This is a genomic window from Microcystis sp. M079S1 (assembly GCF_020246425.1).
Taxonomy (GTDB): domain Bacteria; phylum Cyanobacteriota; class Cyanobacteriia; order Cyanobacteriales; family Microcystaceae; genus Microcystis; species Microcystis aeruginosa.
This window is the reverse complement of sequence record NZ_JADBSZ010000052.1, coordinates 1-14085: the sequence shown is the minus strand read 5'-3', so window position 1 is coordinate 14085 and position 14085 is coordinate 1. Positions and strand designations below refer to the sequence as shown.

General features: G+C 41.5%; 11 protein-coding genes. 5 read left to right on the top strand and 6 right to left on the bottom strand.

Going from position 1 to position 14085, the window contains the following annotated elements; all coding sequences use genetic code 11:
• Positions 1–94 precede the first annotated feature (94 nt).
• Entirely contained in the window at positions 95–2731 is a 2637-nt protein-coding gene (locus IM456_RS02815; RefSeq protein ID WP_149987351.1) for a M1 family metallopeptidase, read from the bottom strand.
• A 4-nt stretch (positions 2732–2735) separates the two neighbouring features.
• Here IM456_RS02815 and IM456_RS02810 point away from each other — a divergent pair, with 4 nt between their 5' ends.
• Both IM456_RS02810 and IM456_RS02805 read left to right on the top strand, forming a co-directional pair.
• Complete coding sequence (locus IM456_RS02810; protein WP_046660890.1) at positions 2736–3173, top strand: DUF4079 domain-containing protein; 438 nt, start codon at positions 2736–2738, stop codon at positions 3171–3173.
• 102 nt (positions 3174–3275) lie between these two features.
• Positions 3276–4361 carry a CobW family GTP-binding protein gene (locus IM456_RS02805; RefSeq protein WP_149987352.1) on the top strand — a complete coding sequence of 362 codons (1086 nt, stop codon included), beginning with the start codon at positions 3276–3278 and terminating at the stop codon, positions 4359–4361.
• Between the two features lie 302 nt (positions 4362–4663).
• Here the strand turns inward: IM456_RS02805 and IM456_RS02800 are convergent, their stop codons facing one another.
• Positions 4664–5584 carry a metal ABC transporter solute-binding protein, Zn/Mn family gene (locus IM456_RS02800; protein ID WP_287692821.1) on the bottom strand — a complete coding sequence of 307 codons (921 nt, stop codon included), beginning with the start codon at positions 5582–5584 and terminating at the stop codon, positions 4664–4666.
• Positions 5585–5718: 134 nt separating this feature from the next.
• Between IM456_RS02800 and thrS the strand changes: the two genes are divergently transcribed.
• A complete protein-coding gene (thrS, locus tag IM456_RS02795) occupies positions 5719–7518 on the top strand; it encodes a threonine--tRNA ligase (RefSeq protein WP_149987354.1) in 1800 nt (599 codons plus the stop codon).
• Between the two features lie 87 nt (positions 7519–7605).
• Here thrS and IM456_RS02790 read toward each other — a convergent pair whose 3' ends face one another.
• Positions 7606–7902: a DUF7219 family protein gene (locus tag IM456_RS02790; protein WP_002743720.1), complete on the bottom strand. Its 297-nt coding sequence runs from the start codon at positions 7900–7902 to the stop codon at positions 7606–7608.
• A 337-nt stretch (positions 7903–8239) separates the two neighbouring features.
• On the opposite strand from IM456_RS02790, the gene purC reads away from it, so the two are divergent.
• Together purC and coaE are read left to right on the top strand one after the other, a co-directional pair.
• A complete protein-coding gene (purC, locus tag IM456_RS02785; RefSeq protein ID WP_287692819.1) occupies positions 8240–8965 on the top strand; it encodes a phosphoribosylaminoimidazolesuccinocarboxamide synthase in 726 nt (241 codons plus the stop codon).
• Between the two features lie 310 nt (positions 8966–9275).
• Entirely contained in the window at positions 9276–9857 is a 582-nt protein-coding gene (gene coaE, locus IM456_RS02780) for a dephospho-CoA kinase (protein WP_287692817.1), read from the top strand.
• Between the two features lie 9 nt (positions 9858–9866).
• Here the strand turns inward: coaE and IM456_RS02775 are convergent, their stop codons facing one another.
• The 3 genes from IM456_RS02775 to IM456_RS02765 form a co-directional block, all read right to left on the bottom strand.
• Positions 9867–10697 (bottom strand): energy-coupling factor transporter transmembrane component T family protein, encoded by an 831-nt coding sequence (locus IM456_RS02775; RefSeq protein ID WP_149986936.1) that lies wholly within the window; start codon positions 10695–10697, stop codon positions 9867–9869.
• Between the two features lie 814 nt (positions 10698–11511).
• A complete protein-coding gene (locus IM456_RS02770) occupies positions 11512–13074 on the bottom strand; it encodes an iron uptake porin (RefSeq protein ID WP_287692814.1) in 1563 nt (520 codons plus the stop codon).
• A gap of 270 nt (positions 13075–13344) precedes the next feature.
• Complete coding sequence (locus tag IM456_RS02765) at positions 13345–13908, bottom strand: thylakoid membrane photosystem I accumulation factor (RefSeq protein ID WP_149986934.1); 564 nt, start codon at positions 13906–13908, stop codon at positions 13345–13347.
• Positions 13909–14085: the final 177 nt, after the last annotated feature.

The window sequence follows — 14085 nt, the reverse complement described above, 5'->3', positions numbered from 1 at the left end:
AAGGATAAATTGATTTTTAACTGTTGAATAAATTGTGGCATAATTGTTCAAAATTCGGTGTTTATATTGACTGATAACTGATAACTCAGCTTAACTAACTATTTTTCGCCTCTAATTTGGTCAAACGACTTTTAAGTTCCTGATTTTCCTGTTTCATTTTTTCTAATTCCTCGCGAATTTCCTGAATTGCTTTCTCGGAACCTAATTTTTTCTGGACTTTTTGTACTGCTTCCTCGGCTACACGACGCACGCGACCATCGGGAGTTCGATCGCTCAAAGCTTGTAAAATAGCGATAGCTTTGGCATTTTCTATCTGTCCTAAAGCGTTACACACTGCCACTTGCGTCAAGAAAAAAGTTTCCTTGGCAATAGTTTCTAAACGTTCCAAAATTACGGTTAATTTGTCTGTGGTTTGTCCCGAAGAAATCGCTCCCAGGGCGCGGATAGCTCCTAATCTCAGGGGTTGAGGCGTGCCTAAAGCCGTGTAGGTCAAAATTGACTCCAAAGCCGCCGGCGAGGTTTTTAACTGGCTTAAACCGCCAATTGCGCCCGCTCTTACTACCTCATTCCACCCCTTTCTTAACTGTAAAATATGATTGAGTAGGTCAATAATTTCCCCTTCTTTATTTTGCAATTGTCCCACGGCCATAGAGCCTAATCCTCGCGCCGTGGCCGCTTCCACATAATAACTAGCATCTCCAGTTTCTAATAGGGATTTAAGCGCATTATAACTATCTAAGGTTTTAATTTCACTTAATCCCTCGACAATTGCCCGACGGACTTGTGCTTTTTCATCGTTTAAACCTTTAATTAAAGCAGTAACCGCCTGATCTAAACCAAGAGTCGCTAACTGTTTGACCACCTCCACACGCACCCCCCAAAAAGGCTCATTTTCTAGGGATGTCCCTAAAGCTTCGATCGCTTCTAAACCGCCTTTTTTAGCAATGGCCGTCGCTGCATAGATACGGGAAATTGGATCGGTATCCTGTTGTAATTGCGCTTTTAATTCGCCGATGGGATACTCAAGAGTGACGGTTTTGAGGAAATTATTACCCCGATCGAACTTGACAAAATCGGGCTTTTGTGCTAGGGGAAAATAGAAAGTTTGTTCTTTTTGGTGAATCCGCAGATTGTAGGTAATATCCTCAGAGTTGAGATAGGCAAAAGCGACGGGAATTTTCAAGTCGAATAGTTCTTTTTCATCCTGGGTTTGGGTGACAGTTAATTGGGCTAAATTATTCTGATTGTCCCAACTGTAGGCCACCTTATAATCGGGATGACCACCGCGATAAACGTACTGATCAAAGAGGAATAATAAATTGTAGCCGGTCGCTTTTTCGATCGCCCGTAATAAGTCCACAGTTTCCACGGTTTTATGGGCATTATCTCGCACAAAAGTCTGAATCGCTTTTCCGAATAAATCTTCCCCCAAAATAGAGCGGATCATGTGATAAACACAAGCACCTTTTTCGTAGAGATGACGATCATAAAGTTCGATCGCTTCTCGATAAACATGAGTAACAATCGGACGACGATAGCGGGAAGTATCTTCTTCTAAATAACTTCTTGCTTCCCCTAATAAATAATAACTACCGGCTGCTTTTCCGTATTCCGATTCTGTCCATAAAACCTCAGAATAGGAAGCCATTCCCTCTTTAATCCAAGCGTGAGACCAGTGTTTAATTACCACTAAATCACCGAACCATTGATGAGCTAATTCATGGGCAACTAAGCTTTCTGTCCAAGTATGATCAATGCTGGCTCTTTGATCAATTAAACAGCGATCGGTTAAAATTGTGGTAGAAGTATTTTCCATCCCACCAAAAATAAAATCATCTACACAAACTTGCGCGTATTTGGGATAGGGATAGGGATAACCAAACTTTTGGCTAAAAAACTCGATCATGCGGGGAGTTTTACCCATACTTCTTTGGCCTTCTTCTTCCCGTCCTTTTTCCACATAATAAGTGACAGGAACACCATTCCATGAGTCGCATAATTCGGCAAAATCTCCCACCGCAAGAGTCATTAAATAGGTGGGATGAATTTGCTTTTGTGACCAGTGATAAATTCTGTCCTCACCCACGGGTTCCACCGAGATTAATTCCCCGTTAGAAATAGCGATATAGGGTTGGGGAATTTTAACCCGAATTTCGGAAGTGGCTAATTGGCCAGGGTAATCAAAACAGGGAAACCAAAAGCGAGAATCTTCATCTTCTCCCTGGGTCCAAACTTGCATCGGTTTATCGGGATAGTATTCGTCGGGGCCGATAAAATATAATCCCCGTTGTGGTTGGTTAACCTGATAGTTAATCGTCAGGATAATCGGTTTATCGGTAGTGGGTTGTAGCAGATGAATGGTCAGAAGAGAACGATCATAGTCAAAGGGTTGACTGATACCTTCAATGAACACAGAATTAATATTTAGATCCACCGCGTCCAGAGTTAAACTGCTAATTCCCTGACGAATGGGGGTGAGGGTAATCTGACAGCTGCCCTGAAAACTTTGTCGGGGAATATCAATAATTAAATCGAGAAAAATATGATTAACTTGTCCGGGTCGATCGGGGTTATAATGGGGTTTAGCCCCGGGTAACTCAAAGGGTTGACGCTGATTATTTTCCGTGTCGATGGTGAGATGAGACATATTAGCCCTAACTTGCTGATTTTTGTCCGGTAAACTTAAATTAACACGATCGGTCGTCCCTTTCCTTGCTAATAATAATCCCACCCCTATGAATCTCCCTTCCTTTCTCTGGTTATGGAAAATTGCCGCTTGGTCGATGGGATTTGCTCTCTTTGCCTATTTTTTACTAGCGGTTTCGGGGGTAAACATGGGTTATCGACGACTCGCGGGCCAATCTCGACCGAAATGGTTAAGATCCTTTCATCTCCTCAGCGGCCTGATCATGGTTGCTTTGGTCTTAATTCTGCTGGGAATCGGATTAGTGGGAACAATCGGTCATTATGGCAGTTTAGGCCACTCTTCCCACCTGATAGCGGGTTTATCGGTGGTTTTTCTGGTTTTTGTTTCGGCAATTAGCGGACTGAACATTACAACCCGTCCACCTCTAGCGCGGTCTCTCCACATCGGCACTAATCTTTTATTGTTTCTGGGTTTTCTTTTTGTTACCCTAACAGGATGGGATGTGGTCCAAAAATATCTACAATAAAAATAGTCGGCGATCGAGTGGAGACTGTTTGATCGAGAAAAACTAGCTATCTCATCCCGAAAAATCGCTTTTTAGTGACAGAATACTCACCCCCAAATCATTATGCAAACCGTCGAATCACAAGCTATTAACACGATGTCAGTGCAAAAACAAGGTCTTCCAGTAACAATTATTACTGGGTTTCTTGGTAGTGGTAAGACTACTCTCCTCAATCATATTCTCAGCAATCAACAGGGATTAAAAACTGCTGTTCTTGTCAATGAATTCGGTGAAATCGGTATCGATAACGAACTGATTATCAGTAGTGATGACAGCATGGTAGAATTAAATAATGGCTGTATTTGCTGCACGATTAACGAGGATTTAATTCAAGCGGTTTATAAAGTTCTCGAACGTCCCGAAAAAATCGATTATTTAGTCGTAGAAACCACGGGATTAGCCGATCCTTTACCGGTAGCTTTAACCTTTTTAGGTACGGAATTACGGGAAATGACCCGTTTAGATTCCATTGTCACTATGGTGGATTGTGCCAATTTTAGTCTCGATTTATTCAACTCGCAAGCGGCCTTAAGTCAAATCACCTACGGTGATATTATTGTTCTCAATAAAACCGATCTAGTGGATGAAGCGGATGTGGATTCTTTAGAAATAAGAATCCGGGACATGAAGGAAGGAGCAAGAATTCTTCGTACTAGCAAAAGTCAAGTCCCTTTACCCCTAATTCTCAGCGTCGGACTATTTGAATCGGATAAATATTTCGACACAGAAGAAGAACACCACGACCATCATCACCACGATCACGACCATTGCGATCATGATCACCACCACGATCACGATCATGATCATCACGACCATTCCAATCATTTAGAGGTGGATGGATTTACTTCTATTTCCTTTGCTAGTGACCAACCTTTTTCGATTCGGAAGTTCCAATATTTCCTCGATAATCAGTTACCAGAAAGCGTTTTCCGCGCTAAGGGTATTCTCTGGTTTGATGAAAGTCCTAAACGTCATATTTTTCACCTCAGTGGTAAACGTTTTACTCTCGAAGATGACGAATGGAAAGGTACTCCCAAAAATCAGCTAGTTCTTATCGGTCAAAATCTCGATCATGAAACCCTAAAAGAACAGATTAACAGTTGTCTCATTTTACCTGCTGTCAATCGCGGTAAAGGATTTGGCAAATAAACCCCGCTTTGTAAATCTACTAAGTTGGGATTTTTAAGGGGAAACTCTCTGCTAAAGTCGGGCGTTACTTTCGATTTTTTCCCTCAATCCAAGCTTTTGGGGGGTTCTACCCCCCAAACCCCCCGTTGGGGGCGTGGCGCCGCCCCCAAACCCCCCGCGCATTAGCTTTTCGGTGGGATGCTTACAGGCAGCTGCTGATCCATTTGTCATCATCTAAAAGTCACCGATAATTGCTGATTGTCGGTATTTCTGCCTTCCTAACTCCTGACTCTAAGGACAATTTTTTGATTTTTACAAGAGGTCTATTGACCTTCTTGAGGTACTTTTCCTCCTAAAGATTCCACGATCGAGCGAGTATTTTCTTTCAGCATTTTTACATAACTATCCCCCCCAGTACCCACCGCACCGATCGAATCAGAATATAATTGTTGTGGTGCTAATTTCACCCCCGCTTCTGCGGCTACAGTGGTAATTAAAGCGGGATTAATAGTCGTCTCGGCAAAGATAGCAGGAACCTGGAGATTTTTAATAGCATCGGCTAAATTTTTCACCGTTTGGGCGCTAGGTTGTTCTTCGGTACTAATGCCAATTAAAGTTCCCGCAACTTTTAAACCGTAGGCATGAGCATAATACTGAAAAGCGTCATGAGTGGTGACTAATTGCCTTTGGGAAGGGGGGATAGTTTCAATAGCCGCAGTAATCCAGTGATCAAGATTTTCTAATTCCCTGATTAATTTGGCGGCATTTTCAGTAAAAATCTCTTTATCTTCGGGACTTAATTCAATCAATTGATCTCGGATTTTCTCCACCATGATTATACCGTTTTTGGCCGAACCCCAAACGTGGGGATCGGGGACTTTCTGCCCCTCTTTTTCCAGTTGTAAAGGTGTAATGGCTTCTCCCACGGCCACTTTTTTAGCTTTAATTCCCGTAGAATCGATCATTTTAATTAACCCCGGTTCGAGATTATAACCGTTATAGAGAATTAAATCAGCTTTTTCTAAAGCCACACTATCGGCGGGAACCGGTTCATAAACGTGAGGATCATCCCCCGGTTTTAAAATGTCTTGATGGTCAATTTCTTCACCGCCCACTCGTGCGGTTAAATCGGCGATAATTGTGCTGGTGGAGATTACCTTGGGTTTTTGGTTATCAGTGGTATTAACCGAGGCATTACAAGCAACCAATCCCAAAAATAAACAGGATAAAATTAGTTTTTTCATCGAGAAATAGAGATGAGGGGTTAGAGGTTAGAGATGAGGGGAAATGGCATTGATATCTATCCTGATTTTTTTCCTGACTAAAGACTCCTTTTACTATTAAAATAGAGAATAGAGAAGGTGTAAATTGAAGAGATATGGATAACCAAGCCCCGATTAAACTACCGAAAACCAGCGAATCCGACCACCTCAAGCGCATTCGTCACACCACCTCCCATGTTATGGCCATGGCGGTGCAGAAATTATTCCCGAAAGCCCAAGTTACTATCGGGCCTTGGACTGAAACCGGATTTTACTACGATTTTGATGTGCCGGAACCTTTTACCGATAAGGATCTCAAGGACATCAAGAAAGAGATGGTCAAAATTATCAATAAAAAACTGCCGGTGATTCGCGAGCAAGTTTCTCGGGAAGAAGCGGAAAAGCGCATTAAAGCGATTAATGAGGTCTATAAGCTGGAAATTCTGGCGGGAATTCAAGAACCCATCACCCTCTATCATCTTGGTGACGCTTGGTGGGATTTGTGCGCCGGTCCGCATCTAGATAATACAAGCGAACTAGACCCAAAAGCGATCGAATTAGAGACGGTAGCGGGTGCTTATTGGCGTGGGGATGAGAATAAAGCCCAATTACAGCGCATTTACGGCACAGCCTGGGAAAATCCCCAACAATTAGCCGAATACAAGCGCCGTAAGCAAGAAGCCCTCAAACGCGACCATCGGAAATTAGGCAAAGAATTAGGTTTATTTATTTTCTCTGATTCTGTCGGGCCGGGGTTGCCTTTATGGACACCCAAAGGAACTTTAATTCGTTCTTTGTTAGAAGATTTTCTCAAAAAAGAACAGTTAAAACGCGGTTATTTACCCGTAGTTACTCCCCATATTGCTCGCGTCGATTTGTTTAAAATTTCCGGTCACTGGCAAAAGTACAAAGAAGATATGTTTCCCATGATGGCAGACGATGAGGAATCTGCTAGTAAAGAAATAGGATTTGTCCTCAAACCGATGAACTGTCCTTTTCATATTCAAATCTATAAAAGTGATTTGAGATCCTATCGGGAATTGCCGATGCGTTTGGCAGAATTCGGTACAGTTTATCGTTACGAACAATCGGGAGAATTGGGAGGATTGACTAGAGTTCGCGGTTTTACCGTCGATGATTCCCATTTGTTTGTCACTCCCGAACAATTAGACAAGGAATTTTTAAGCGTTGTTGATTTAATTTTGACGGTGTTTAAGAGTTTACAATTAAAGAATTTTAAGGCGCGATTGAGTTTTCGTGACCCCGAATCGGATAAGTATATCGGTTCCGATGAAGCTTGGGAAAAGGCAGAATCAGCGATTAGAAAAGCGGTGCAAACTTTGGGGATGGATTATTTTGAAGCCCCCGGAGAAGCGGCTTTTTATGGTCCAAAATTAGACTTTATTTTCCAAGATGCCCTCGAAAGAGAATGGCAGTTAGGAACGGTACAGGTAGATTATAATTTACCCGAACGTTTTGAACTAGAATACGTTGCCGAAGATGGTAATCGTAAACGTCCGGTGATGATTCATCGCGCACCTTTTGGTTCTTTGGAACGTTTAATCGGTATTTTAATCGAAGAATACGCGGGAGATTTTCCTCTTTGGTTAGCCCCTGTCCAGATACGATTATTACCGGTTAGTGATACTCAATTGGATTACGCTAAAGAGGTGACAGCGAAAATGCAGTTGTTAGGAATTCGCGCCGAAACCGATACCAGTGGCGAACGTTTGGGTAAAATGATTCGCAATGCTGAAACTGAAAAAATTCCAGTGATGGCAGTGGTGGGGGCCAAAGAAATGGAAAGTAATAGTTTAAGTATTCGCACCCGTGCCACGGGCGATTTAGGAGTAATTAGCGTCGAGGAAGTGGTGGCAAAATTAGAAAATGCCATCCAAAATCACGGTAATTTTTAAGCGTTTACTCATCTAATTGTATGGGGGCAGAAAATATTTCTGTCCCAGTATTTTTTATCAAGCGAGGAGATTTTTCCTGATTACCCTTTAGGTATCATCATCTTTTTGAAAGGGATTTTCCCCAATGCCTAGGCCTTTTTTGCTCTGTTTTAAGTCTTTCCAGAGGGCTTTAATTTTTTGATAGGCTTCTAGAGAACTGATTTTGCCCCCCGTTTCCAGATTACAAATAAAACTGACTTTTTGGGCAAATTCCTGTAAATTAGCGTTAAATAGCAGGTTTTCTGGCTTAAATTCTCCATAGTAGGGGGCGCGAGGATAGAGAAAATCCTCCTTGCGGCGATCGGGGAGATTCGGGTTATCATCGTTAGGAGGATTCTGGTTCATAGGGCGACGGCGGGTAATTTTTCGGAATTTCTTTAGATTTTTCGGTAATGGTAATGGGAGATAATATCAATTGTTGGCTATCATTGGGGATTTAAGTAAAAACTGGGCCGATTCGCCAAAAGTTGAACCCTGGGATCGTGACACTTTTTGGTTATAGGTTAAGATTCGGTCGCAAAATGTTGGCAGTTATCTTTAAGCAGCAATTATACATTATTTTTTTTCAACGATCATCTACCCAATGATATAAATTTTTTGTCTAGGTTGATCGCCAAAATTTGCTGCTGCCGCTATCTGATTAACCATCGATTTTCGTTTATCAATGCCGAGGATGATAACTATGGAAAAACTCTATGAAGGTAAGGCCAAAATTCTCTATCAAACCGATGATCCCGATATTCTCCTCACTTATTACAAAGACGATGCCACCGCTTTTAATGCCCAAAAACGCGGGCAAATTGTCGGCAAAGGGGAAATTAACTGTACTGTCTCCACTGCTCTATTTCAATGGTTAGAATTACTAGGAATACCTACCCATTATATTGATCGCCCTAGTTCTAGGGAAATGCGCGTCAAGGCGATTAAAATTATTCCTTTGGAGGTAGTAGTCAGAAATATCGCCGCTGGGAGTTTGTGCAAGCAAACGGGATTAAAGGAGGGGAAAGTTTTACCTTTTCCTCTTGTAGAATTTTACCTCAAGGATGATGCTTTGGGCGATCCTTTGTTAACGCCCGATCGCATAAAAGTGATCGATATTGCCAGCGAGGAGCAAGTCAATCAGTTACGAGATTTAGCCCTGCAAATCAATCAATATCTGCAAGAATTTTTCGATAAGTGCCAGATTATTCTCGTCGATTTCAAGTTAGAATTTGGAGTTGATAAAACGGGCAAAATTTATCTAGGTGATGAAATTAGTCCCGATACCTGTCGTCTCTGGGATAAAACCCAAGAGGATGCCCAAGCGCGCATTCTCGATAAGGATCGTTTTCGTCGCGATTTAGGAGATGTGGAAACTGCCTATCAACAAGTACAAGCAAGAGTTTTACAACAGATAGAGAGTTTATAAATTTAGGGTGTGTTAGGGCGGGTGCATCTCATTTTTGTAAATCTACTAAGTTGGTATTTTTAAAAGGAAACTCTCTGCTAAAATTGGGCGTTACTGCCGATTTTATCACTCAATCCAAACTCTTGGGGGGTTCTACCCCCCAAACCCCCCGCGCATTAGCTTTTCGGTGAGATGCTTACACGCAGTTGTTCATATATTTGTATTGATTTAAGAGTAACTGATAATTGCTAATTGTCGGTGTTTCTACAAATATGAGATGCACCCCAGCAGAGAATGTACTTCATCTTTTCAAAAAACGCTGTAATAATTTATGTCAAGAAGAATTATCGGGTTAACAGGGGGAATAGCCTGTGGTAAATCCACGGTTTCCAATTATTTAGAAAATATCTACAAAATTCCTGTCCTTGATGCGGATATTTATGCCCGGGAAGCAGTGGAAAAAGGTTCGGCAATTTTAGAGAGAATTTTTCAGCGTTATGGCAGAAAAGTTAAAACTGAGGATAATTCCCTTAATCGCCAACAGTTAGGAGAGATTATTTTTAATAATCCCGAGGAAAAAATCTGGTTAGAAAGTCAGATTCATCCCTACGTTAGAGAATGTTTTAAGCGGCATTTAGAGCAGTTAGAAGTCCCGATAGTTGTTTTTTCTGTTCCTTTATTATTGGAAGCCAAATTAACCCATTTAGTCACAGAGATTTGGGTGGTTTCTTGCAGTTTCGAGCAACAAATTGAACGCTTAATGACTAGAAATAACTTAACTAGAGAACAAGCGATCGCTCGGATTAATAATCAAATGCCTTTAGCCGAAAAAATTGCCTTAGCTGATATTGTTTTAGACAATTCTGGGGATTTAGAAGCTTTATATACCCAGATCGATCGAGCTATACAATAGGGATTAATCTTAAAACAACCAGGCAAATTTTCCCACCCCGAATTTTACATAGAGAATAATTGCCAAAACCAATAAAAATAGAAAGCCAATAATTAATAAATAGTCTTTATTGGTTAAGATTGATTCCTGTAAAAATGTGCGATCAGGATCACCAGAGAAAGCTTTAGCTTGTAAAACTACCTCTAGTTTTTGCGATTTAGCCATAGCGTTTAAAATTAAAGGTACAGCGATAGAAGCGTAAATTTTTCCTTTTTGTAACCAACCCATTTTTTCTATTGCTAATCCTCGTAATCTTTGAGCAGAAATAATCGAGCGAGATTCTTCTACTAGGAGAGGAAATAAGCGCAGGGTAGAGGAAAAGATAAAGACTATTTTGTAAGGAATTCTGGCTTTAGTTAAACTGACCATCATCTGATTTATATCAGTGGTAAAAATAGCGAGGGGAATAATTAAAACCATGGTGAGAGTTTTAAAGATCACATTTAAACCGTAGAGGGTTCCCTCGACAGTCATTTGAGCAGAACCGACAGTTAATAAGGGAGTTAATTCAGTTTTTCCCGTTAAATTTTTTACCTGTTCCACATTAAAAAATCCCATGGTAATTAATAAGAATAGATAAAAAGGAGCCATGAATTTTAAAATGGTGAGGAGATAAGACCATTTTACCCCGGCCCAGAGACAAGCTAAAGCGACAATAAGAGTTAGCAAACCGCCAGCGATCGGACTTTCCCAAGTAAAAGCGATGAGAGTAACCATGATCATCATGGTTAATTTTGTCCGAAAATCTAAGGTAGTAAAAGGAGAATCTCGATCGACGGTTTGCCAGTTAAATGATTGCATAATCAAGAAAAAAGTTAGTAAGTAGTTAGGTGTTAAAAATTGTCAGAGCCCCCTTATCAAGGGTGGATTAAGGGGGGATCACCGCCCATCGGCACCCCCTTCTGTCCATTAGTCACATCTTTCTTAACATTTCAAACCTTTGTAGCACAAGGCTTTCAAGACTCGGTTAACAATCTGTAATATTCCTTGTTGACACCCTTACTGACAAAGAAAAAACTGAAATCAAGTCAGGATAAGGGTTGGAGTGCTTACTGACAAAATTGTGAATAAAGCTCCCTATAATGGATAGCTTATCAAGGGGGGTTGGGGGGATCGAAGGCAAAATCTATCTTCTATTTAGGGCTTGATGAATAAATCTAAAAATCTAGTTGGATAAGACTTTTAGACCTTTTTGAAATCCCAAAGTGCCTGGCATGGGAGTGATCAGGGGGAAATTCAGGTACTTTTTCCCTGAAAATTAGGTAATTGACCCCCTCAAAATCGGTAAAACCCTACACCCCACACCCTACACCCCACACCCTGCCCCCAGGAAAAACTTTTTGCCGCAAACCCTATTTATAGCACTTTTCACGTTACTGAGGTATCGACAAGTTTTGCCAACAAGGGGTTTAAGCCCCTTGCCCATACCTCATTCTGATGAAAACTGCTATAATTAAAACCACTTACTTACTGATACTAAATCCTATTTAAAAGCGATAGGAGAGTGGGGAACGCCAGAACAGCAGCCGGTCGTCGAGAGATGAGGTCAAATCCCGTTATACTTCATCTTTATGAGAAACTTAGTAGTTTATTTCTGACCGGCTGCCTAGACAAATCAGAAAGTAAAAGTCGTGCGGATAGTACCGATAACTAAGGTGGAATTGTTGTTATTCGAGTTAGGAGAAGTAATCACGATTACCCCCGGAGTAAGGGCAATATTATCGGTGAGTTTCCACTCATAAAATCCTTCGATATGAAAGGAAGTATCGGGATCATTAGTGGCACTACCATCATTTAATCTAATACTAGAACTAGATACCCAGGGCTGCATACCAACAATAATACCAGCCGTATTTCCTTCCTTAAATAAATCAGGAAAAGCCAAAGTTATCGCCCAATTCCAGATATCTAAATCCCCGCGTTCTAGTTGTCCATCTAAGGTGCTAAGGGTGATAGCTTTTGTGTAACCCCCCCAACCACCGAGGACAAAACCATCGACAATTCGCCAACTAAATTGTAAACCCAAACTATTATTAATGGTCGGGACAGCCTCCCCGAATAGTTCTTCGGTGAAAAATTGGAAATTTGAGCGCTGGCTTCCCGTTCCCGTATCTAATTGGTTATAACCATGAAAGTAGGATAAAGCAATGCCAAAATTCTCGTCTGGAACATAACCCAGCTGCCCTAGGGCAGTATAGGAACCGTTAAATAAACCCCCTCCCGGGTTAGGATCGTTAGCATCTCCGGCAAGATAACCGGCACTGAACTGGAAAGACCCATAATTACCCTGTAAACCGAGTCCAGTTTGTCCGGGGGCAAAATAAAGGGGATTGCGGGTACCAAAAGCGGAAAGCGCCCCACTAGCACCATCTCCATCGAAAAAGTTGAGGGTATTGGTAAAGTCATCTTTAGCACCTCCCGTCGCTTCTAACCAGAGTTGGATATTTTCCGTTAGGGGGAAACTGTAGTTTAAAACTTCTAGCAATAAATCGTTGCCGTCGGGTTGGGTAAAGGCTAAGGTACTTGCAAAAGTTCCGGTGGTATCGGCTAAATCGGCAATATTTCCTGTTGCTAGACGGGTATAGAGTAAATCTTTGCCTGTGAAGCTAGTATTTAATTCTAAACGGGCCCGATAACCAAAAGCTGGTACTTGGGGAATTCCTTCACCACCGTTTTTTTCTCCTGTGGCTACCCCATATAATGCCATCACCACTTCCCCAGTTAATTTAGTAGTGGTGGAAAATTGATTATTTTCCAGAAAAGCGACTCGATTTTCTAAGTTATTAACCCTAGCCCCTAATGCCGCTAATTCTGTCTCGAATTCCCTGACTAATCGCTTGATTCTGTCTAGATCTTCTTTTAATACCGCTACTCCTTCTTGAATCAATCTTTCTAGGGTATTTAAGCAGGAATTCAACCCGGCGGCAAATTCCCAACGAGTTAAAGCGCGTTCACCGCGAAAAGTGCGGTCAGGATAACCTACTATACAACCATACCTCTCCACGAGACTTCTTAATGCCTCAAAAGCCCAGGCGGTGGGAGAAACATCCCGCAATTGATTCACCGTCGTCACCTGTGCCATGGGGTTACTAGAGAGGTTTTCGAGACTATTAGCCAGTACCGGACCAGAAAAACCCAGTAATATCGCTGCTGTTAGGAAATTTTGCTTGATTTTCATTGTTGTCTCCCACACCTATAAGAATGATTATTATTCTCAGTATAATCAGGTTAGCAAACTTTTTTCAGTCTGGCACTGTTGCAAATATTTTTCAAGTGTTACTCCAGATAAAATCTGAATTGCCTAGCATTTATTGATTAAAATAAATCTTAAATGATAATAAAAGCAATAAGTAAATAATTTTATTGTTCCTAAAAACAAGATAGAGACGCTGCTGACAGCATCTCTAAATGATTATTTTTGGTTCAATTGAGGATAAAAAAGAGGTAACTAGCGCAATTCAGCGTTAAACTCGTTAAAAGAGCGTCTTTTTAACTCTACCGATTCTGATCGAGGCAGAAGCTCAAAAACCTTTCTTAAGACATCATCCACATCTTCATATTTAACATTGCCCAAACCATCATAAACCACTTTACCTTGTTGGTCTAAAACCACCGTTTGGGGAACCCCACCGCGATAATAGTAACCCGGTTCATCGGGACGATAGGAAGACTTTAAGGGGATAGAATCGACAGTAACGGGGATAATGCTGGCGGCGCGACCGTAAAACTCTTGAAAACGGGAGACAATCGCCGCAAATTGCTTACAATCACTACTATCATCCAAATAATAGACAATAATAGCTGGAATTTTCCGTTGAAAAGTTTCCGCTAAATTTAAACGCGGTGGCACGAGGGAACCATTACCCGCATAGACCACAAAAATATTACCATCGAGGCGATCATCATCGATCCCCGCATAGGCGCTAGGGGTTAGCCAAGGAGAGAAACTCGTCAGAGCAACAATGAGAAAGACAAGACAGATCTGAAGACGCAGCCGATAACGAGATTTCATGATCAACAGGGTTAGAATATTAAGACAATTTTTAGTTTGACATACCCCACGCCGTAAACGGACGTGGATTCTTCTAGCATCACTGCTGTGAATTTCTGGCTCAACGAGTCCACTTGAATTAGATTCCTGGCGAAATCCCACCCAGAGGTGGTTCTCTCCTCAGACTTTCGCTCCCTT

What these genes read in the sequence shown, in the direction of transcription:
- IM456_RS02810 (WP_046660890.1), top strand. Translation starts at nt 2,736, where the DNA reads ATGAATCTCCCTTCCTTTCTCTGGTTATGGAAAATTGCCGCTTGGTCG.
- IM456_RS02805 (WP_149987352.1), top strand. Translation starts at nt 3,276, where the DNA reads ATGCAAACCGTCGAATCACAAGCTATTAACACGATGTCAGTGCAAAAA.
- IM456_RS02800 (WP_287692821.1), bottom strand. Translation starts at nt 5,584, where the DNA reads ATGAAAAAACTAATTTTATCCTGTTTATTTTTGGGATTGGTTGCTTGT.
- thrS (WP_149987354.1), top strand. Translation starts at nt 5,719, where the DNA reads ATGGATAACCAAGCCCCGATTAAACTACCGAAAACCAGCGAATCCGAC.
- IM456_RS02790 (WP_002743720.1), bottom strand. Translation starts at nt 7,902, where the DNA reads ATGAACCAGAATCCTCCTAACGATGATAACCCGAATCTCCCCGATCGC.
- purC (WP_287692819.1), top strand. Translation starts at nt 8,240, where the DNA reads ATGGAAAAACTCTATGAAGGTAAGGCCAAAATTCTCTATCAAACCGAT.
- coaE (WP_287692817.1), top strand. Translation starts at nt 9,276, where the DNA reads ATGTCAAGAAGAATTATCGGGTTAACAGGGGGAATAGCCTGTGGTAAA.
- IM456_RS02775 (WP_149986936.1), bottom strand. Translation starts at nt 10,697, where the DNA reads ATGCAATCATTTAACTGGCAAACCGTCGATCGAGATTCTCCTTTTACT.
- IM456_RS02770 (WP_287692814.1), bottom strand. Translation starts at nt 13,074, where the DNA reads ATGAAAATCAAGCAAAATTTCCTAACAGCAGCGATATTACTGGGTTTT.
- IM456_RS02765 (WP_149986934.1), bottom strand. Translation starts at nt 13,908, where the DNA reads ATGAAATCTCGTTATCGGCTGCGTCTTCAGATCTGTCTTGTCTTTCTC.